The sequence below is a fragment of the Pseudolysinimonas sp. genome, from assembly GCF_039912695.1.
In the GTDB taxonomy this organism is placed as follows: domain Bacteria; phylum Actinomycetota; class Actinomycetes; order Actinomycetales; family Microbacteriaceae; genus Pseudolysinimonas_A.
This window is the reverse complement of the sequence record NZ_JBDSPJ010000002.1, coordinates 84,391-104,337: the sequence shown is the minus strand read 5'-3', so window position 1 is coordinate 104,337 and position 19,947 is coordinate 84,391. Positions and strand designations below refer to the sequence as shown.

Here is a 19,947-nt window from a genome sequence, read left to right as displayed (position 1 = left end):
GTTAGTTCCGCGTCGCGTTGTAGACGGTCGCACCCGACGCCCCGTACTCCGCGAAGGTGCGAAGCGCGCCATCCCGAAGCACATCGGTCGTGATCGCGATTCCGCGGGATTCAAGTTGCTCGCGCCAGTCATCCCGAACCGGACCCTCGTCGAATCCGGTGAGGTCTTCACATTCGGGACCGAACCCCGCGATCACGAGTCGCTTCACTCCCGACCAAATGGTCGCGCCGTAACACATTGCACAGGGACGCCAATTGACGACCAGCTCGAGGGCGCGTTCCGCGCCGAGGTCCCAGCCACCGAGGGTCGCCTGGGCGAGGCTGAGTGCGACGACCTCGGCATGGGATGAGGAGAGTCCCGACGACAGGACGACGTTGACGCCGACCGAGATCAGCTCACCGGATTGGGAGTCGACCACGATCGCCGCAAATGGACCGCCGTTGCCCGCCCGCCAGTTGGTGTCGGCGAGGTCGTGCACCAGTCGCATACGGTCTTCGTCGGTTGCGAGCAGCTCCGGCAGGGGACGATGGAGAAGCCAGTCGGGGAGGGTCGCGGTGAACGCGGTGGCGCGGGTCATACCGGCACGCTAGGCTAAAGGGTCGCGTTTTTCGCGTTTTCTATCCGCCTGCCATCGGCAAAATCCACAGAGCACCATCTCGCCGACGGCCTACCTATGCCCATCCCGGAGTAACTACTACATGACCACCGCAACGACCGCCTCGGCTACCAAGCAGGTCGCCATCAATGACATCGGATCTGCTGAAGACTTCCTGGCCGCGGTCGAGAAGACCCTCAAGTTCTTCAACGACGGAGACCTCATCGAGGGCACTGTTGTCAAGATCGACCGCGACGAGGTTCTCCTCGATGTCGGTTACAAGACCGAGGGTGTCATCCCCTCCCGCGAACTCTCGATCAAGCACGACGTCGATCCGTCTGACGTCGTTCAGGTCGGCGACATGGTCGAAGCCCTCGTTCTCCAGAAGGAGGACAAGGAAGGCCGCCTCGTCCTGTCGAAGAAGCGCGCTCAGTACGAGCGTGCCTGGGGCGACGTTGAGAAGATCAAAGACACCGACGGTGTTGTCACCGGTCGCGTCATCGAGGTCGTCAAGGGCGGCCTCATCGTCGACATCGGACTCCGCGGCTTCCTCCCGGCCTCGCTCATTGAGCTGCGTCGCGTGCGGGACCTCACGCCGTACCTCGACCAGGAGATCGAAGCCAAGATCCTCGAACTCGACAAGAACCGCAACAACGTCGTTCTGAGCCGCCGTGCGCTGCTCGAGCAGACGCAGTCGGAGTCGCGTTCGACCTTCCTCAACAACCTCCAGAAGGGCCAGGTCCGTAAGGGCGTTGTGTCCTCGATCGTCAACTTCGGCGCGTTCGTCGACCTCGGCGGTGTCGACGGCCTCGTGCACGTCTCGGAGCTGTCGTGGAAGCACATTGAGCACGCCAGTGAGGTTGTCGAGGTTGGCCAAGAGGTCACCGTCGAAATCCTTGAGGTCGACATGGAGCGCGAGCGCGTGTCGCTGTCGCTCAAGGCGACCCAAGAAGACCCGTGGCAGGTCTTCGCCCGCACTCACGCGATCGGCCAGATCGCTCCCGGTAAGGTCACGAAGCTCGTTCCGTTCGGCGCGTTCGTGCGCGTGGCGGAGGGCATCGAGGGTCTCGTCCACATCTCGGAGCTGAGCGGCAAGCACGTCGAACTCGCCGAGCAGGTCGTCTCGGTTGGCGACGAGGTGTTCGTCAAGGTCATCGACATCGACCTGGAGCGTCGCCGCATCTCGCTCTCGCTCAAGCAGGCCACCGAGGCCGTCGACCCGAACGGTACCGAGTTCGACTCGGGCCTTGCGGCTCTGTACGGCATGGTCACCGAGTACGACGACAAGGGCAACTACACGTTCCCGGAGGGCTTCGACGCCGACTCGGGCGAGTGGCTTGAAGGCTTCGACAGCCAGCGCGAGACCTGGGAAGCCGAGTACGCGGCAGCCCAGGCGCGTTGGGAGCTGCACAAGGCTCAGGTCATCGCGGCCGAGGAGAAGGGCATCGCGGATGTTCCCGCCTCGGCGTCCGTCGAATCTGGCGGCAACTCGTTCTCGAGCGAGGGTGCCACGACAGGCACGCTTGCCGACGACGAGTCGCTCGCCGCGCTGCGCGAGAAGCTCGCGGGCAACAGCTAGGTTCTAAGCGTCATCAACGGGGTGTCGGACAGGAATGTCCGGCACCCCGTTTTCTATGTTCAGGGCACGGGAACGTCGTCGCCGAAGGCCCCGTCGGAATAGCGCGACCAATCCGACCAGAAGACCGCCGAGTCCCAGGATCACGAAGATCGGCGCCAGGATCGCGAGGATGCTGAGCACGATGCTCGACGCATCCTCGAGGGTGCTGAGCACCGGCGCCGCGAAGCCGACTGTCGCGGCGTTGGCGACCGGCCGGGCGAAGGTTTTGCCCGCGTGCACGACGAGAGCGAGCACAACGCCGGTCACAATCGGTACCCACTGATGGCTCGCGAAGAACGACGCCGGGTCGGTGATCGCAACGGTCTGTGAGGTGGTGCCGGTTCCGAAGAGGATGCCACCAGCCGCCGGCCGCACGACCGTCTGGATCCAGTCGTTGACGCTGTCGACCACGGGGATCTTGTCGGCGATCACCTCGATGATCAGCAGCACGCCCAGGATGACGAGCACCCACTCGTTACCGAGCCACGCCCAAGCTGGCGGCAGATGGATCCAATCGAAGAAGCGACTCGACAACCCCACGATCAGCAACGGGATGTAGGCGTTCAGGCCTGCGGCTCCGGCGAGGCCGGACCCGGTGAGGATCTCAAGCATGCCCTTACGATAGCCAGATGCTGCTCGTGGCCCTCACCGGCGGGATCGCATCCGGTAAGTCGACCGTCGCGAGTCGGCTCGCCGAACACGGTGCGGTGATTGTGGATGCCGATCAGGTCGCCCGCCAGGTTGTCGAACCGGGGGAGCCGGCGCTCGCTCGGATCGCCGAGACCTTCGGAAACGGCGTAATCGCGGCCGACGGCAGCCTCGACCGTGCCGCGCTTGGCGCGATCGTCTTCACCGATCCCGAGGGTCGACAGAAGCTCAATGCGATCACGCATCCCGCCGTGCTCGAACGGTCGCGTGAGCTGTTCGCCGCGGCCGCGGATCGCGCCCCGAACGCGATTGTCGTCTACGACATCCCGTTGCTCGTCGAAGTCGGTCGGTCTCAAGAATTTGACGTGGTCGTCGTCACGCACGCTTCGACGGAAGCTCGTGTTGCCCGCATGATCGAGCTGCGGGGGATGACGCGGGAGGAGGCGCTGCACCGCATCAATTCGCAGGCGACCGACACCGACCGGTTCTCGATCGCCGACGTCGTGATTGACGCGGACGGCACTGTTGAGCACACCCTTGAACAGGCAGATGTGCTCTGGGAGAACCTTCGAGCGCGTGTCGGTAGCGCCACCTAACCTGGAGTGATGGAGCCCACTCGCGTCGTCCGGCCGTTTGAGGTGATCAGCGACTACGTTCCCAGTGGCGATCAGCCGCAGGCGATCAAAGAGCTCGCTCAACGCATCAACGCAGGTGAGACCGACATCGTGCTCCTCGGCGCGACGGGTACCGGCAAGTCGGCGACGACCGCCTGGCTGATCGAGCAAGTGCAGCGCCCGACGATCGTACTTGCCCACAACAAGACCCTGGCCGCGCAACTGGCGACCGAATTCCGCGAACTCATGCCCAACAACGCGGTCGAGTACTTCGTTTCGTACTACGACTATTACCAGCCTGAGGCGTACGTTCCACAGACTGACACCTTCATCGAGAAGGACTCGTCGGTCAACGCCGAGGTCGAACGCTTGCGGCACTCGACGACGAACTCGCTGCTCTCCCGACGGGATGTCGTCGTGGTGTCGACCGTGTCGTGCATCTACGGGCTCGGCGCTGCCGAGGAGTACTTGGGCGCCATGACCTCGCTTCAGGTCGGCGACCGCATTTCGCGTGACCACCTCGTGCGCCGGTTCCTGAACATGCAGTACGACCGCAACGATGTCGACTTCTCGCGGGGCAAGTTCCGCGTACGGGGCGACACGATCGAGATCATCCCGGTCTATGAAGAGCACGCTGTGCGCATCGAGATGTTCGGCGACGAGGTCGAGGCGCTCTACTCGCTGCATCCGCTGACCGGCGACGTGCTGCGCAAACTGGATGCGGTGTCGATCTTCCCGGCAACGCACTACGCGACGAGCACCGAGGCGATGCACCGCGCGATCAAGTCGATCAAGGTCGAACTCGCCGAGCAACTCGCCCTCTTCGAGAAGCAAGGCAAGCTCCTTGAGGCCCAACGGTTGCGCATGCGTACGGCCTTCGACATCGAGATGATGGAGCAGATCGGCTTCTGCAACGGCATCGAGAACTACTCGCGGCACATGGATGGCCGCCAGCCGGGGGAGCCGCCGAACACGCTGCTCGATTATTTCCCCGACGACTTCCTGGTCGTCATCGACGAGTCGCACGCCACGGTTCCGCAGATCGGAGCGATGTACGAAGGCGATGCCTCCCGCAAGCGCACCCTCGTCGAACACGGCTTCCGGCTCCCCAGTGCCCTCGATAACCGCCCGCTGCGCTGGGAAGAGTTTCTTGGCCGCGTCGGTCAGAAGGTCTACCTGTCGGCGACCCCGGGCAAATACGAGATGGGGATGGTGGATGACGTGGTCGAACAAATCATTCGGCCCACCGGCCTCGTCGATCCCCAGATCGTGGTTAAGCCCAGCAAGGGCCAGATCGACGACCTCCTTGAGCAGATCCGCATCCGGGTCGAGCGCAACGAGAGGGTGCTCGTCACGACCCTGACCAAGAAGATGGCGGAAGAGCTCACGGCGTTTATGTCGGAGCACGGCGTCAACGTGCGCTACCTGCATTCGGATGTCGACACCCTCCGTCGCGTCGAACTCCTCACCGAACTGCGCGCGGGCGTCTTCGACGTGTTGGTCGGCATCAACCTGCTGCGTGAAGGGCTCGACCTCCCCGAGGTGTCACTGGTCGCGATTCTCGACGCCGACAAGGAGGGCTTCTTGCGATCGGGCACGTCGCTCATCCAGACCATCGGCCGCGCCGCGCGCAACGTCGCCGGCGAGGTGCACATGTACGCGGACAACATGACCGACTCGATGGCGCGGGCGATCGACGAGACGACCCGGCGGCGCGAGAAGCAGGTCGCTTACAACACTGAACACGGCATCGAACCGACGGCCCTGCGCAAGAAGATCGCCGACATCACCGACATCCTCGCCCGCGAAGGTGCCGACACCGCGAAGCTGCTGGCCGGGCGCAGCACCCCGGACGGCTCGCGGCGGCGGAGCCCCACACCTAACCTGCGCCGGGAGGGCGTTGGAGCGCAGGGTGCTGCCGAACTTGAGTCGATCATCGGAGATCTCAACGGGCAGATGTTGCAGGCGGCGGGCGAGCTCAAGTTCGAGCTAGCCGCGCGGTTGCGCGACGAGCTCGGCGACCTCAAGAAGGAACTGCGGCAGATGGAAGCGGCGGGGCACGTTCGCTAGGACCCGCTCTTTCGCCAGCGGCGGACGACGCGGCGGATGTCGGCGGCGCTCCGTAGACTCGCGGGGTGTCGATTACCCCCGTTCCCTCGAGCCACAAGCTGAGCGTCCGCGGAGCCCGAGTCCACAACCTCAAGAACGTCGATCTCGAGATTCCTCGCGATTCGCTCGTCGTTTTCACCGGTCTCTCCGGGTCGGGAAAGTCGAGCCTGGCCTTCGACACGATCTTCGCCGAAGGGCAGCGTCGGTACGTCGAATCGCTGTCCGCCTACGCGCGCCAGTTCCTCGGGCAGGTAGACCGCCCCGACGTCGACTTCATCGAAGGCTTGAGTCCCGCGGTGAGCATCGACCAGAAATCGACAAACCGCAACCCGCGCTCCACCGTCGGCACGATCACCGAGATCTATGACTACATGCGCCTGCTCTGGGCGCGCGTCGGCGAGCCACACTGCCCGGTGTGCGGCGAGAAGATCCAGCGGCAGTCGGTTCAGCAGATCGCCGACCAGTTGATGGAGCTGGAGGTCGGTACCCGCTACCAGGTACTCGCGCCGGTGATCAGCCAGAAGAAGGGCGAGTTCGTCGACCTCTTCAAGGAGCTGCAGACCGGCGGGTACTCACGGGCAGTCGTGGATGGCGAAACCATCCAGCTCAGTGAACCGCCGGTACTGAAGAAGTCCTACAAGCACGACATTTCGGTCGTCGTTGACCGGCTGGTTTCGGCAGACGATCTCTTGACCCGCTTGACCGACTCGCTCGAGACGGCGCTTCGGCTGGCGGGCGGGGTCGTGACGATCGACTACATCGACGTCGCGGGTCCTGCCGGCATCCGCACCTATAGCGAGAAGCTGTCGTGCCCGAACAACCACCCCATCCAGCTCACTGAGATCGAGCCGCGCACCTTCTCGTTCAACGCCCCCTTTGGCGCCTGCCCGGAATGTTCTGGCCTCGGCACCAAGATGGCCGTCGATACCGAGCTCGTGATCGGAGATCCGAGCCTCACCCTCAACGAGGGCGTCGTGCTGCCCTGGAATCAGTCTGGCAAGGGGATGTATTCCTATTTCAGCCGACTCCTTCAGGGACTCGGACGCGACCTCGGCTTCGACCTCGACACCCCGTGGAAAGACCTGCCTGACGAGGCGCGCCAGGCGATCCTGCGGGGAAACGACTTCGAGGTCGTTGTCTCATGGCGCAACCGTTTCGGACGCACCGTCAAGTATTCGACCGGCTTTGAAGGCGTGATGCCCTATCTCGAGCGCAAGTACAGCGAAGCCGAGAGTGACTGGTCGCAGCAGCGTTACGGCGAATACCTCCGCGAGATCCCCTGCCCGGTGTGCGACGGCCAACGCCTCAAGCCCGAGGTGCTTGCCGTTCTGGTCGACGAGACGAGCATCTCGGCGGTCGCCGAACTCAGCCTCACCGGCGCCTATCAGTTCATGAACGACCTCACCCTGACCGACCGGCAGGCGAAGATCGCGGCCCAGGTACTGCGTGAGATCCGGCTGCGACTCGAGTTTCTGCTCGAGGTCGGGCTGGGCTACCTCACGATGGCGCGCGCGGCTGCGACCCTGTCTGGTGGAGAGGCGCAGCGCATCCGGCTCGCGACGCAGATTGGCTCGGGGCTGACCGGCGTCCTGTACGTCCTGGATGAGCCGAGTATTGGCCTCCACCAGCGCGACAACCGTCGTTTGATCGACACCCTCGTCAAGTTGAAGAACCTCGGCAACACCCTCATCGTCGTCGAGCACGACGAAGACACCATCCGCACCGCCGACTGGCTGGTCGACATCGGGCCGGGCGCTGGCGAACACGGGGGAGAGGTCATCCATTCGGGTGACTACGAGTCGCTGCTGAAGAACACCCGCTCGATCACCGGCGACTACTTGGCCGGCCGACGTGAGATCGAGATGCCGAAACGTCGTCGCCCGATCGACAAGAACCGCCAGATCACGGTCGAGGGTGCGCGGGCGAACAACCTGAAAGACGTCACCGTTAGCTTTCCGCTCGGAGCCTTCGTCGCGGTAACGGGGGTGAGCGGGTCGGGTAAGTCGAGCCTGGTCAACGACATCCTCTACAAAGTGCTCGCGAACGAACTCAATGGCGCGCGACAGGTTCCGGGAAAGCACAAGCGGGTCACCGGTCTTGAGCAACTCGACAAGGTCGTCCACGTCGACCAGGCCCCGATCGGACGCACCCCGCGCTCCAACCCCGCGACCTACACCGGAGTCTTCGACCGCATCCGCACGCTCTTCTCCGAGACGATGGAAGCCAAAGCCCGGGGCTATCAGCCCGGTCGTTTCTCGTTCAACGTCAAGGGCGGTCGATGCGAGAACTGTTCGGGCGACGGCACGATCAAGATCGAGATGAACTTCCTGCCCGACGTCTACGTCGCCTGCGAGGTCTGTGGGGGAGCGCGCTACAACCGCGACACGCTTCAGGTGCACTACAAGGGCAAGAACATCGCCGAAGTGCTCGACATGCCGATCAGCGAAGCGGCCGACTTCTTCGAAGCGATCGGAGCGATCCACCGCTTCCTGAAAACTCTGGTGGATGTCGGGCTGGGCTACGTCAGGCTCGGCCAGTCCGCGACGACCCTCTCGGGCGGCGAGGCGCAGCGCGTCAAACTCGCCACCGAGCTGCAGAAGCGGTCAGCAGGGCGAAGCGTCTACGTGCTCGACGAGCCGACGACCGGTCTGCACTTTGAAGACGTGCGCAAGTTGCTCCTCGTGCTCAATGGTCTGGTTGACAAGGGCAACACCGCGATCGTCATCGAGCACAACCTCGACGTCATCAAGAGCGCGGACTGGGTGATTGACCTGGGTCCCGAAGGCGGCTCGGGCGGAGGCGAGGTGCTCGCGATCGGCTCGCCGGAGCACATCGCGACAGTGCCCGAGAGTCACACCGGGATGTTTTTGCGCGAAGTTCTCGGCGAGACCACCACCCGCAAGGCGGGCTAGCGTTTGCCCCGGCCAGGTCAGGCCGCGAAGGCGGTGGCAGCGCGCCCCGACGCCATCCCCTGGCGGCCGAAGGCGGGCGAGATCCCGACCGGCCCGGGCGTTTACCGCTTTCGCGATCCCAAAGGCCGCGTGCTCTACGTCGGAAAGGCCATCAACCTCCGCCAGCGACTGAGCAACTACTTCCAGCCGATGCGCAACCTGCACGAGCGCACCCGGGCGATGGTGCTCACAGCGTCGAACGTCGAGTGGACGGTGGTCGCGAACGACCGTGAATCACTCGAACTCGAATACACCTGGATCAAGCAGTACGACCCGCCGTTCAACGTCAAGTTCCGGGATGACAAGACCTACCCGTACATGGTGCTGACCCTCGCCGACGAGGCACCACGGGTGATGGTTACCCGTAACCACCGAATTCCGGGGGGCCGCTACTTCGGCCCGTACCCGAAGATCTGGGCCGTGCGCGACACCATCGAGCAGATGGTGCAGGCCTTTCCGATCCGCACCTGCTCTGACTCGAGCTACAAACGGGCGATGTCGAGCGGCCGGCCCTGTTTCCCCGGGCAGATCGGGCGTTGTGGGGGACCGTGTTCGGGTCGAGTGACGGTCGACGAGCATCGCGCGATCGTCGATGAGTTCGTCGCCTTCATGGCGCATCCCGATCCGTCGTTCATCACCGGGATGCAGCGCGAGATGCGCGAGGCGTCGGCCGAGCTGGAATACGAGAGGGCAGCGAAACTACGCGACCGCATCTCGGCCCTCAACAACGTGCTGGAGCGCAGCGCGATCGTGCTCGCCGACGGCATCGACACGGATGTTTTCGGCATCGAGCACGATGAGCTCGCCGCCGCCGTGCAGCAGTTCGTGGTGCGGGGCGGTCGAGTCACGGGCAACCGGAGTTGGGTCGTCGACACCGAACTCGATGTGACGACGGGTGACCTTGTCGAGGCGGTGCTGCAGAGCGCGTATGACACCAGTTCAGGAGCAAGCGAGGAGCCGCCGCGCGAGATCGTCGTACCCGCGCTTCCCGACGACGTCGAGGCGTTGCAGGGCTGGCTGAGCGATCGCCGCTCGAAGGGGGCCGTGACGCTACGCGTCGCCCAACGCGGCGACAAGGCCGCGATTCTGCAGACCGCGACGATGAACGCGAAACAGGCGCTCGCCCTCTACAAGATGCGGCGCAGCGGCGACTACGTCGCCCGCACGCAAGCGCTCACCGACATCCAGGATGCCCTCGGACTCGCGGACGCGCCCCTGCGCATCGAGTGCTACGACGTCTCTCACCTGGGCGGCACGAACATCGTCGCCTCAATGGTCGTGTTTGAGGATGGGCTGCCGCAGAAGTCGTCGTATCGAAAGTTCGCGATCAAGGAGTACGCCGACGACCTTGAGTCGATCTCGCAGGTTCTGCGTCGCAGGTTGGCGCGCCTCTCAGAAGACGAGGTCGAATCGGAGTCCTCGGCGGGGGGCGTCGACGAAAACGACGACCTTCCCTCGACCCGACCGCGCAAACGCTTCGCCTACCGACCGGGTCTGATCCTCGTCGACGGCGGAGAGCCGCAGGTGAATGCGGCTGCCGCGGTGCTTCGTGAACTGGGAATCACCGACATCCCGGTCGCGGGCATCGCGAAGCGTCTCGAGGAGGTCTGGCTTCCTGGCGATTCCTTCCCCGTGATTTTGCCGCGCAACAGCGAGGCGCTGTTTCTGATCCAGCGGATCCGCGACGAAGCCCATCGGTTCGCGATCACCTTCCAGCGGCAGAAGCGCACGGCTGACATTTCCACGGTCCTCGGCGAGGTTGACGGCCTCGGACCTGCTCGGGTGAAGGTGCTGCTGGCACACTTCGGGTCGGTCTCGCGTTTGAAGAAGGCATCAGCAACGGAAATTGCCGAAGTGCGAGGGGTCGGGCCGTCTCTCGCCACAGCGATCGTCGCTAAGCTGAGCGGCGATACCCAGGTTGGGCAGACCAGGGAGTAATGGGCGGATTGACTTGGCGACGACACCCGACACGCCGGTAGCTAAGGCCCTCCGCCGCGAGCTGCTGCTCGTCACGGGGATGTCGGGCGCCGGACGATCGACGGTCGGCAACGCCCTCGAAGACCTCGGCTGGTACGTGGTCGATAATCTGCCGCCGCAAATGTTGCGGCCATTGGTGGACCTCTCGCGTCACACCGGGGACTCGATTCCGCGGGTTGCCGCGGTCGTCGACATCCGCGGTGGACGTCTGTTCGCGGATGTGCAGGCCGCACTCGAGTCGCTCCGCGACACTGACGACACACGCCTGCTGTTTCTCGATGCGACCGATGCGGTTCTCGTGCGTCGCTTTGAGAATGTGCGGCGACCGCATCCACTTCAAGGTGACGGAACGCTGCTCGACGGCATCAGCGCCGAGCGAGCTAGGATGGCGGAGCTTCGTTCGCAAGCCGACATCGTGATCGACACGAGCGAACTCAACATCCACCAGTTGGCGACTCTCGTGCAAGAACAGTTTGCCGAAGAGGACGAGCCGACCACTCGCGTGACGGTGCTGAGCTTCGGCTACAAATACGGCCTGCCATCGGACGCCGACCACGTCGCAGATTGCCGCTTTCTGCCGAATCCGTTCTGGGTGCCCGAACTCAAGGAACTCACCGGACTCGACGATGTGGTCGCCGACTACGTTCTCGGGCTACCGGGAGCGGGGGAGTTCATCGACGGCTACGTTGCGGCCCTCCGCCCGGTCTTCGACGGGTACGGTCGCGAGAACAAGCGGCACGCTACGATCGCTCTGGGATGCACGGGTGGGAAGCATCGTTCCGTGGCCATTGCCGAGGAACTTGGCCGCCGGCTCAGCGCACTCCCTGGAATCGCGGTCAGCGTGAAGCACCGCGACCTCGGTCGCGAATGACCACAGAATTCCCAACTCGGTCGCAAGGGTTCGACGAGATTCAGAGACGAAGGACGGCCGCGTGGCACTGAGCGCCGATGTTAAAGAAGAGCTCGCCGGGGTCGCGGTCGGCAAGACCGCCGTGCGCGCCGCCGAACTCGCAGCTCTCCTGCGCTTTTCGAGCGGACTTCACACCATCGGGGGTCGGGTAGCGGTCGAGGCTGAACTTGAGTCGCCGAAGATCGCGCGTCGGGTGCGCAAAGATCTGGCCGAGCTGTACGGGGTGCGCAGCGAGGTGACGGTGATTTCGGGCAGCAACCTGCGCCGCACCAACACCTACCTGGTGCGCGTGATTGAGGGTGCCGAAACTCTCGCGCGCCAGACCGGGTTGATCGATTCCCGCAATCGCGCCGTGCGCGGTTTGCCGAACCGACTGACCACCGGCTCGCGGGATGAACTCGCCGCTATCTGGCGAGGAGCGTTTCTCGCGACAGGAACTCTCACCGATCCGGGGCGTTCCGCGGCGATTGAAGTTATTTGTCCGGGAAACGAAGCTGCAATGGCGCTCGTTGGTGCGGCCGGGAGGCTCAAGATTCCCGCAAAGGCTCGTGAGGTTCGCGGGTCCTTCCGGGTTGTCGTGCGTGACGGCGAGGCGATCAGCACGATGCTCGAGCTCATGGGCGCGACGCAGAGCGTGTCGGTGTGGGAAGAGATGCGCCAGCGGCGCGAGGTGCGGGCAACCGCCAACCGCTTGGTCAATTTCGACGACGCCAACCTTCGCCGCAGCGCTCAAGCGGCCGTTGCGGCCTGCGCGCGGGTCGAACGAGCCCTCGAGATTCTCGGTGACGAGGTTCCCGAGCACCTCCGATACGCCGGAGACTTGCGGCTGGGGCATCGCGACGCGAGCCTCGATGAACTCGGTCATTACGCCGATCCGCCGATGACGAAGGATGCCGTAGCCGGCCGAATCCGCCGGCTCCTCGCGATGGCCGACAAGTTGGCATCAGATCGCGGCATTCCGGGTACTGACGCGGGCCTGCCCGACCTGGGGTAGCGCTCGTAGACTGGGGGCATGGCTGACTACACGCTCCCCGATCTCCCGTACGACTACGCGGCGCTTGAGCCGCACATCAGCGCCAGGATCATGGAGCTGCATCACGACAAACACCATGCCGCCTACGTTGCCGGCGCGAACACCGCCATTCAGAAGCTTGGCGAAGCTCGCGAGTCAGGCGACTACGCGAACGTCCCGAAGCTCGAAAAGGACCTGGCGTTCCACCTCGGCGGTCACATCAACCACTCGATCTTCTGGAAGAACCTCTCACCCGATGGTGGCGACAAGCCGGTCGGCGAACTGGGCGCGGCCGTCGACGAGTTCTTCGGATCGTTCGAGAAGTTTGTCGGGCATTTCAGCGCCGCCGCCAACAGCCTTCAGGGTTCTGGCTGGGCAGTTTTGGCGTGGGACCCGGTCGGGTCACGCTTGCTCATCAACCAGATGTACGACCAGCAGAACAACGTGCCTCTCGGGGTGACGCCGATCCTGCAGCTCGACATGTGGGAGCACGCCTTCTACCTCGACTACGTCAACGTCAAAGCCGACTACGTGAAGGCGTTTTGGAACATCGCGAATTGGGCCGACGCGGGCGCTCGATTCGAGGCCGCGCGCTCAGGCGCCGCGGGGCTCCTGCTACTGTCGTAACAGAGACTGCGCCGTCAAAAGCGCTGGGCGGTCGGAAGTGATTCCGACCGCCCTTTCCACGCCACCACCGCAACTTTCCCCACCCCTGCAAGGAGCATTCAGTGTCGGTCAAGATCGGGATCAACGGCTTTGGACGGATCGGACGGAACTTCCTCCGCGCCGCTCTTGCGAAGGGAAGTGACCTCGAAATCGTCGCGGTCAACGACCTCACCGACAACAAGACTCTCGCGCACCTGCTCAAGTACGACTCGGTCAACGGTCGTCTCGACGCAACGGTGGAATTCGACGACGGCAACATCATCGTCAACGGCAAGTCGATCAAGGTTTTCGAAGAGCGGGATCCCGCGAACCTGCCGTGGGGTGAGCTGGGCGTTGACATCGTGATCGAGTCCACCGGACGCTTCACCAAGTCTGAAGACGCTCACAAGCACATCATTGCGGGCGCGAAGAAGGTCGTCATCTCGGCCCCCGCGACCGGCGATGACGTCGCGACTCTGGTGCTCGGCGTCAACGAGGGCACCTACGACCCAGCCAAGCACTCGATCATCTCCAATGCCTCGTGCACGACGAACTGCCTCGCCCCGCTCGCGAAGGTCTTTATGGACGAGTTCGGCATCGAGCGCGGCCTGATGACCACGGTCCACGCCTACACGGCAGATCAGAACCTGCAGGATGGCCCGCACAGCGATCTGCGTCGTGCGCGCGCGGCCGCGGCCAACATCATCCCGACCTCGACCGGTGCCGCGAAGGCTCTCGGGCTCGTCATCCCTGAACTGGTCGGCAAGCTTGATGGCTACGCGCTGCGCGTGCCGGTGATCAGCGGGTCGATCACCGACCTCACGGTGACGGCATCCAAGCCGGTCACGGTCGAATCGGTCAACGCCGCCTATAAGAAGGCAGCGGAAGGATCGCTCAAGGGCATCCTGAAGTACACCGAAGACGAGATCGTGTCGAGCGACATTGTGGGCGACCCGCATTCCTCGATCTTCGACTCCAAGCTCACCAAGGTGATCGGCGACCAGGTCAAGGTCGCCTCGTGGTACGACAACGAGTGGGGTTACTCCAACCGGCTCGTCGACATCACCGAATACGTCGGCGCGCGGCTCTGAACCTCACGGCACCGACCGCAGCGCCCCGAACGTCATGACACTTCGCACGATCGAGTCGCTGGGCTCGCTGCTGGGCAAGCGCATCCTGGTGCGCTGCGACCTCAACGTTCCGCTCGACAACGGAAAGATCACCGACGACGGCCGTATTCGCGCGTCGATTGGCAGCCTTCGGGAGCTGCTCGACGGCGGTGCTGGCCTGATCGTGATGTCGCACCTCGGTCGCCCCGATGGTTCGCCCGACCCGCAGTACAGCCTCGCCCCGGTCGCAACGCGGATGTCGGAACTGCTGGGCGTCCCCGTGCAGTTCGCCGATGACACCGTCGGCAACTCGGCGAAATCCGCGGTGAAGGATCTTGAGAATGGCGGCGTCGTGCTGCTCGAAAACCTCCGTTTCCACGCCGCGGAGACTTCCAAGGATCACGGCGATCGCAAGGCCTTCGCCGAGAAGCTCGCTGCGTTCGGCGACTTGTACGTCGGCGACGGATTCGGCGTCGTGCACCGTGACCAGGCGAGCGTCGTCGAGTTGGCCGAACTGCTGCCCAGCGCCGCGGGTCGGCTGATCGAGACAGAGCTCGGCGTGCTCGAACGGCTCACCGAGCATCCTGTGCGCCCTTACACGGTCGTTCTCGGCGGATCGAAGGTGTCCGACAAACTCGCGGTCATCGACGCCCTGCTGCCGAAAGTTGACAACATCCTGGTTGGCGGTGGGATGTTGTTCACCTTCCTGGCCGCGCTCGGGCACCCGGTTGGCAAGAGCCTTCTCGAGAAAGACCAGATCGACACCGTCACCGGGTATTTGGACGAAGCGCAGAAGCGTGGTGTGAGGATCGTGCTGCCGACGGATGTCGTCGTCGCCGAGAAGTTCTCCGCCGACGCGCGGCACGAGGTTGCTGCCGCAGACGGCATCGAGAACACGCCGTTCGGTGAGAACGGTCTCGGGCTCGACATCGGCCCCGAGACTGCTGCGGCATTTGCCGAAGTCATCCGCAGTTCAGGCACCGTGTTCTGGAACGGGCCGATGGGGGTCTTCGAGCTGGCTCCCTTCGCTGCGGGCACGCGCGCCGTTGCCCAAGCACTCACTGAGGTCGACGGACTTGGGGTGGTGGGCGGCGGCGATTCTGCTGCGGCTGTTCGTCAGCTCGGATTCACCGACGACCAGTTCGGTCACATCTCGACAGGTGGCGGTGCGAGCCTGGAGTTCTTGGAGGGCAAAAAGTTGCCCGGTCTGAAGGTTTTGGGATGGTGACTCTGTGTCGGATGGTGGCTCTGTGTCGGACGGTGGCTCTGTGTCGATGAAAGCTCGAACGCCGTTCATCGCGGGCAACTGGAAGATGAACCTCGATCATCTGCAGTCAATCGCATTCGTGCAGAAGCTCGCGTGGACGCTGTCCGACGCTCGCCATGACTTTGCAACGGCCGAGGTTGCGGTGTTCCCCCCTTTCACCGACCTGCGAAGTGTGCAGACCCTCGTGAACGCCGACGACCTGCCGATTGCCTACGGCGGACAAGACATCTCGGAGCATGACAACGGTGCGTACACCGGCGAGATCTCGGGCGCATTTCTGAAGGCTCTCGACACCAAATACGTCGTGATCGGCCACTCGGAGCGGCGCCAGTACCACGGCGAAACGGACGAGCAGATCGCCGGCAAGGTCGCAGCGGCCCACCGTCACGGCATCATCCCGGTGATCTGTGTCGGCGAAACAGCGGAAGATCTCGAGACGCACGGCCCCAGTGCGGTTCCCGTCGCGCAGCTTCGTGTCGCCCTAGGTGGAGCTTTGAAGGGGAGCGACGTCGTCGTTGCCTACGAACCCGTCTGGGCGATCGGATCGGGCCAAGCCGCGACCAGCGATCAGGCCCAGCAGGTCTGTGCAGCTCTTCGCGTGGTGATCGCCGAGCTGTTGGGCGATGACGTCGCGCAGGCAACGCGGATCCTGTACGGCGGGAGTGTGAAGTCGAGCAACATTGCCGGTTTCATGCGCGAAACCGATATCGACGGCGCACTGGTCGGTGGCGCGAGTTTGCAACTCGAAGAGTTCGCGAGCATCGTGCGCTTCCAGAAGCACGTCGGCACATAAGATAGGCAAGTTATGTTCGTACTTCAGACCATCGTGCAGATCTTGCTCGGCATCACGAGCCTGCTTCTGACCCTGCTCATCCTGCTGCACCGCGGACGCGGCGGTGGCCTCTCCGATATGTTCGGCGGCGGCACCACCTCGAACCTGGGTGCCTCAGGCGTCGCGGAGCGCAACCTCAACCGAATCACCGTGATCTTGGCGCTGCTCTGGGTGTCCAGCATCATCGTGCTCGGCCTGATCATCAAGTTCCAGTAGTCGGAGGACGTTCGTGGCATCAGGTGGTAGCGCGATCCGTGGTTCACGTGTCGGTTCAGGTCCCATGGGGGAGCAGGATCGCGGTTACCACGCCGAACGTATTTCGGTCTCATACTGGGACGCTGCGGGCAATGAGACCGTGCGCTTCTTCGCGGCGAATCTTCCTGAAGACGAAATTCCGGTAACGATCGACAGCCCGCAGACCGGGCTGCCCGCTGGCCGCGACAAAGACAACCCGCCGCAGCTTGCCAAGAGCGAGCCCTATAAGACCCACCTCGCGTACGTCAAAGAGCGTCGCTCAGACGATGAGGCGGCTCAGCTGCTCGACGAAGCCCTCGAGCAGCTCCGATCGCGACGCGGCGGCGCGTCAGTCTGAGCCGAGGATCGGCCACCCCTGAACGTGGAGTTCTCAACCTAACTCCGCGTTCCGTGTTCGCGACCGCGGAGCGAGGACTCGACCTGCCGCGCTAGATCGCCGAGAAGAGATCCGTCCGCCGGGGTGAGGTTTCGGGGGACTCCATCGACAATGCACAGTGCCCCGACGCGCTGGCCGTTGGATGCCTCGATCGGGAACCCGGCAAAGAAGCGCATCGCGACCTCAGGCGCCGACATCCACGCTCGGTCGGCGAACCGCACATCGTCGCGGAGATCGGGGATCACGAGGATCTTGCCGTTGTGTACCGTTGCCGAACCGAGTCCGTCACCTCGCGGCCCGTTCAGCGGATTCGCGCCGGCAAACGCGATGTTCCACTGCCGATCCCGGTCGACGAACAAGATCGACGCGTCATCGACACCGAACACATCTCGCGCCGTTCCCGCGATGCGCGTGAGCTGATCCTCCGTGGCCGAGTCGAGATCCTTCAGCCCTTCAAGGGCGCGGTGGAGAGCCATTTCGTCAACCGTCGTCGAATCACGGGGGTAGTCGAGTTGGCTATTCAACACCTCTGCGATCGCCGGAGCGAGGAGTAATGCCCAGCTGCGGTAGATGCCGATCTCGGTACTCGTCAGGTCACTCGTCTGGGGAGCAAAGGGAACCACGTGCACGTTCGTCCGCGACGCACAGGCGGCGCGTAACTCTTGATTCAGACGCTGGCCATGACGACTGAGCAGCCCCGCGAAGATGCGTGGTACTCGCATAATCGACGGGATGTCGGGAATCTCGACCATCAGGACGGCGAGTCGTGACTCTTCTTGAGTGACCCAATTCAACATTTCGTCGATGCGGGTGCGGAACTCGCGTGCTCGCATCAAACGCAAGACGTCTTCGCCGCCGATGGTGACGACCAAAGCGTCGATGCGGGTGAGATCGATCGAGCGGAGGGCGTCAAGGCAGCCGCTGATCCGCATCCCGATCCGCGCGAGAGTCTCAACAGTGGCGCCCCGACCGGTCCGCGCCGAGATCTGGCGCGCGAGGTGTCCGCCAAGGGCGAGATCGTTGACGTGCGCTCCGTAACCCACCGCGACCCCGGAGCCCACCAGCGCTACGCGGTCAGCGTTAACTCCCGGGGAGTGAGCACTCGTCGTCCCGCGTGGAATTTCCAGGGAGCGCCATGACGCTGACGACCGCGCGAACCACTGCCCCAGCAGCGGGGCGACCAGCGCTTGAATACGTTCGAGCATCGGGATGCTCCTCGGGGGCCGCTCTGATGCGGTGCGCGCAACCATACGCCCCGTGACCGGGAACCGAGCGTGCCCACCCGAAATCGTTGCGGGCGCGGATCCCCGAGCGAGCTGCGCTTGGTGTGGGAAGTGTCAGCTCTCGTCGCGCGCGGTCCAGTAGCGACCGCCGTCAATCAGCCCGTCGGGCACCTCGGCCGCAGCAGCACGGTCGACGAAGAACACGGTGCGCTTCCGCCCGTGAACGCCCGCAACGGGCACCGACGCGACGCTGGCATCGGCCAGGGCAAGGCCGAGGGCGCCCGCCTTGTCCGAGCCAGCAAGCACCAGCCAGACCCGTTCGGACGCGTTGATGACAGGAAGCGTGAGCGACAGCCGGGCGGGCGGAGGCTTCGGAGAATTCGGTTCGGCGACAACCGTGCGGAGCGTCTCGAGGACTGTCGGGTGATTGGGAAAGAGGGATGCGACGTGACCGTCGGGCCCCACACCCAGGAAGGTGATCTCGAAGGTGACGTCACCGAGTTCTTCCGCGTACGCATCCGCCGCGGCCTCGAGGGTCGCCTGATCTCCGACCGCGGGGAACGGGTGCACGTTTTCGGCCGGAACTGAAATGTGGTTGAGAAGCGCGCTTCGCGCCTGAGTTTCATTCCGGTCAGGGTCGCCACGCGGGAGGTAGCGTTCATCGCCCCACCAAAAGGCCACGCGGCTCCAGTCGATGCCGTCGCGGGCCGGATTGGTGGCAATGGCGGCGAGCACAGCAATCCCGGTCGTTCCGCCGGTGAGGCAAACGTTCACGGTCTCACGTTCATCGAGCAGGTCGATGACCTTGGTCAGAAACCGCGCCGCAACGCTGGCTGCGAGGGACGCCGGATCGGGATGCACGAGGACCCGTCGTTCGTTCGTCATCCGGCACGACCTCCCGCGCGCACGACCTCGCCGAACAACTCGTCGGGGTCAAGCCGACGCAGTTCTTCAGCGAGGCAGTCGCGAAGGCTCCGGCGGGGGAGCGCAATCTCATGCACCGGTTGTCCGGGCTGCGTCAGTTTCGCGACGCCCGAGAAGTCCCGGGTCAATTCGATCCGGCCCGACGCACGATCGAGACTCACCGCGTGGATGCCGTTGGGTCCGTCCCCGGGCTCGAGCATTTTCAACTCGACGGGAACCTGCAATTGCAACCGCAACCAGGCAGCGAGCAGCGCCGTCGACGGCGAATCCGACGAGCCGGTGACAGCCGCGGACGTTACCGGCTCGTACGGAGGCTGGTCGAGCGCGGCTGCGAGTTGTGCGCGCCACAGGGTGAGCCGCGTCCACGCGAAGTCGGTGTCGCCCGGCCGATAGTGCTCGCCACGCAGCCGAAGTGCCGCGACCGGGTCATCGGCCGCGGCCGCGTCGGTGATCCTGCGTTGAGCGATGCCGCCGAGTTCCGACGCGCCAGGATCGTTGGGAGCCTCGCCGGGCCACCAGACGACGACTGGTGCGTCCGAGAGCAGCAGTCCGGTGACCAGACTCTCCTGATCGGAGCAGGTATCGCCGGCGGCACGCAACACGATCACGTCGCTCGCCCCGGCGTCGCCACCGACTCGGATCTGCGCATCCAACCGCGTGGGTGCCGAGGGCGCGGTGCTGAGCACGATCACACGCATCGGGTGCTCACGCGACGCCTCGTTGGCGGCCTCAATGGCATCCTCATCGGTTCCGTCCCCGACGATGACCAGGGTCAGCACGCGCCCGAGAGCGACCGCGCCGCCTTCTTCGCGCAACTTCACGAGCGCCTTCGAGATGGCGCTCGTCGTCGTGTCGGGCAGTTCGACGATCACGGCATCCTCC

General features: G+C 64.2%; 18 protein-coding genes. 13 read left to right on the top strand and 5 right to left on the bottom strand.

The window, feature by feature from the left end:
• Position 1: 1 nt before the first annotated feature.
• On the bottom strand, positions 2 to 577 hold the full coding sequence (locus ABIR17_RS00605; RefSeq protein ID WP_348002415.1) for a nucleoside deaminase: 576 nt from the start codon (positions 575 to 577) through the stop codon (positions 2 to 4).
• Between the two features lie 121 nt (positions 578 to 698).
• Here ABIR17_RS00605 and rpsA point away from each other — a divergent pair, with 121 nt between their 5' ends.
• Positions 699 to 2,174 carry a 30S ribosomal protein S1 gene (gene rpsA, locus ABIR17_RS00600; RefSeq protein ID WP_348002414.1) on the top strand — a complete coding sequence of 492 codons (1,476 nt, stop codon included), beginning with the start codon at positions 699 to 701 and terminating at the stop codon, positions 2,172 to 2,174.
• A gap of 3 nt (positions 2,175 to 2,177) precedes the next feature.
• On the opposite strand, the gene ABIR17_RS00595 is transcribed toward rpsA, so the two are convergent.
• On the bottom strand, positions 2,178 to 2,825 hold the full coding sequence (locus tag ABIR17_RS00595; protein WP_348002413.1) for a DUF4126 domain-containing protein: 648 nt from the start codon (positions 2,823 to 2,825) through the stop codon (positions 2,178 to 2,180).
• A 17-nt stretch (positions 2,826 to 2,842) separates the two neighbouring features.
• Between ABIR17_RS00595 and coaE the strand changes: the two genes are divergently transcribed.
• The 12 genes from coaE to ABIR17_RS00535 all read left to right on the top strand — a co-directional run bounded on the left by coaE (position 2,843) and on the right by ABIR17_RS00535 (position 16,879).
• Positions 2,843 to 3,457 carry a dephospho-CoA kinase gene (coaE, locus tag ABIR17_RS00590; RefSeq protein WP_348002412.1) on the top strand — a complete coding sequence of 205 codons (615 nt, stop codon included), beginning with the start codon at positions 2,843 to 2,845 and terminating at the stop codon, positions 3,455 to 3,457.
• A 9-nt stretch (positions 3,458 to 3,466) separates the two neighbouring features.
• Positions 3,467 to 5,545 carry an excinuclease ABC subunit UvrB gene (gene uvrB / locus ABIR17_RS00585; protein ID WP_348002411.1) on the top strand — a complete coding sequence of 693 codons (2,079 nt, stop codon included), beginning with the start codon at positions 3,467 to 3,469 and terminating at the stop codon, positions 5,543 to 5,545.
• A gap of 65 nt (positions 5,546 to 5,610) precedes the next feature.
• On the top strand, positions 5,611 to 8,496 hold the full coding sequence (uvrA, locus tag ABIR17_RS00580; protein ID WP_348002410.1) for an excinuclease ABC subunit UvrA: 2,886 nt from the start codon (positions 5,611 to 5,613) through the stop codon (positions 8,494 to 8,496).
• Positions 8,497 to 8,529: 33 nt separating this feature from the next.
• Positions 8,530 to 10,473, top strand: coding sequence for an excinuclease ABC subunit UvrC (gene uvrC / locus ABIR17_RS00575; RefSeq protein ID WP_348002409.1), 1,944 nt, complete (start codon positions 8,530 to 8,532; stop codon positions 10,471 to 10,473).
• A 13-nt stretch (positions 10,474 to 10,486) separates the two neighbouring features.
• Positions 10,487 to 11,383, top strand: a complete 897-nt coding sequence (gene rapZ, locus ABIR17_RS00570; RefSeq protein WP_348002408.1) for an RNase adapter RapZ — start codon at positions 10,487 to 10,489, stop codon at positions 11,381 to 11,383.
• 61 nt (positions 11,384 to 11,444) lie between these two features.
• The gene (gene whiA, locus ABIR17_RS00565) at positions 11,445 to 12,416 is read left to right on the top strand and encodes a DNA-binding protein WhiA (protein WP_348002407.1); all 972 of its coding nucleotides are present in this window, start codon (positions 11,445 to 11,447) and stop codon (positions 12,414 to 12,416) included.
• Positions 12,417 to 12,434: 18 nt separating this feature from the next.
• Entirely contained in the window at positions 12,435 to 13,061 is a 627-nt protein-coding gene (locus tag ABIR17_RS00560) for a superoxide dismutase (protein WP_348002406.1), read from the top strand.
• A gap of 101 nt (positions 13,062 to 13,162) precedes the next feature.
• Positions 13,163 to 14,170, top strand: coding sequence for a type I glyceraldehyde-3-phosphate dehydrogenase (gap, locus tag ABIR17_RS00555; protein WP_348002405.1), 1,008 nt, complete (start codon positions 13,163 to 13,165; stop codon positions 14,168 to 14,170).
• 34 nt (positions 14,171 to 14,204) lie between these two features.
• The gene (locus ABIR17_RS00550; RefSeq protein ID WP_348002404.1) at positions 14,205 to 15,416 is read left to right on the top strand and encodes a phosphoglycerate kinase; all 1,212 of its coding nucleotides are present in this window, start codon (positions 14,205 to 14,207) and stop codon (positions 15,414 to 15,416) included.
• A gap of 46 nt (positions 15,417 to 15,462) precedes the next feature.
• Positions 15,463 to 16,248 carry a triose-phosphate isomerase gene (gene tpiA / locus ABIR17_RS00545; protein WP_348002403.1) on the top strand — a complete coding sequence of 262 codons (786 nt, stop codon included), beginning with the start codon at positions 15,463 to 15,465 and terminating at the stop codon, positions 16,246 to 16,248.
• A 12-nt stretch (positions 16,249 to 16,260) separates the two neighbouring features.
• Complete coding sequence (gene secG / locus ABIR17_RS00540) at positions 16,261 to 16,503, top strand: preprotein translocase subunit SecG (RefSeq protein WP_348002402.1); 243 nt, start codon at positions 16,261 to 16,263, stop codon at positions 16,501 to 16,503.
• A gap of 13 nt (positions 16,504 to 16,516) precedes the next feature.
• Positions 16,517 to 16,879: an RNA polymerase-binding protein RbpA gene (locus ABIR17_RS00535; protein WP_348002401.1), complete on the top strand. Its 363-nt coding sequence runs from the start codon at positions 16,517 to 16,519 to the stop codon at positions 16,877 to 16,879.
• A 38-nt stretch (positions 16,880 to 16,917) separates the two neighbouring features.
• Here the strand turns inward: ABIR17_RS00535 and ABIR17_RS00530 are convergent, their stop codons facing one another.
• From ABIR17_RS00530 to ABIR17_RS00520, 3 genes are all read right to left on the bottom strand, one after another.
• The gene (locus tag ABIR17_RS00530; protein ID WP_348002400.1) at positions 16,918 to 18,123 is read right to left on the bottom strand and encodes a GAF domain-containing protein; all 1,206 of its coding nucleotides are present in this window, start codon (positions 18,121 to 18,123) and stop codon (positions 16,918 to 16,920) included.
• A gap of 132 nt (positions 18,124 to 18,255) precedes the next feature.
• Positions 18,256 to 19,026, bottom strand: coding sequence for a 6-phosphogluconolactonase (pgl, locus tag ABIR17_RS00525; protein ID WP_348002399.1), 771 nt, complete (start codon positions 19,024 to 19,026; stop codon positions 18,256 to 18,258).
• A complete protein-coding gene (locus ABIR17_RS00520; protein WP_348002398.1) occupies positions 19,023 to 19,937 on the bottom strand; it encodes a glucose-6-phosphate dehydrogenase assembly protein OpcA in 915 nt (304 codons plus the stop codon). The genes pgl and ABIR17_RS00520 overlap by 4 nt, the downstream gene beginning before the upstream one ends.
• Positions 19,938 to 19,947 lie beyond the last annotated feature (10 nt).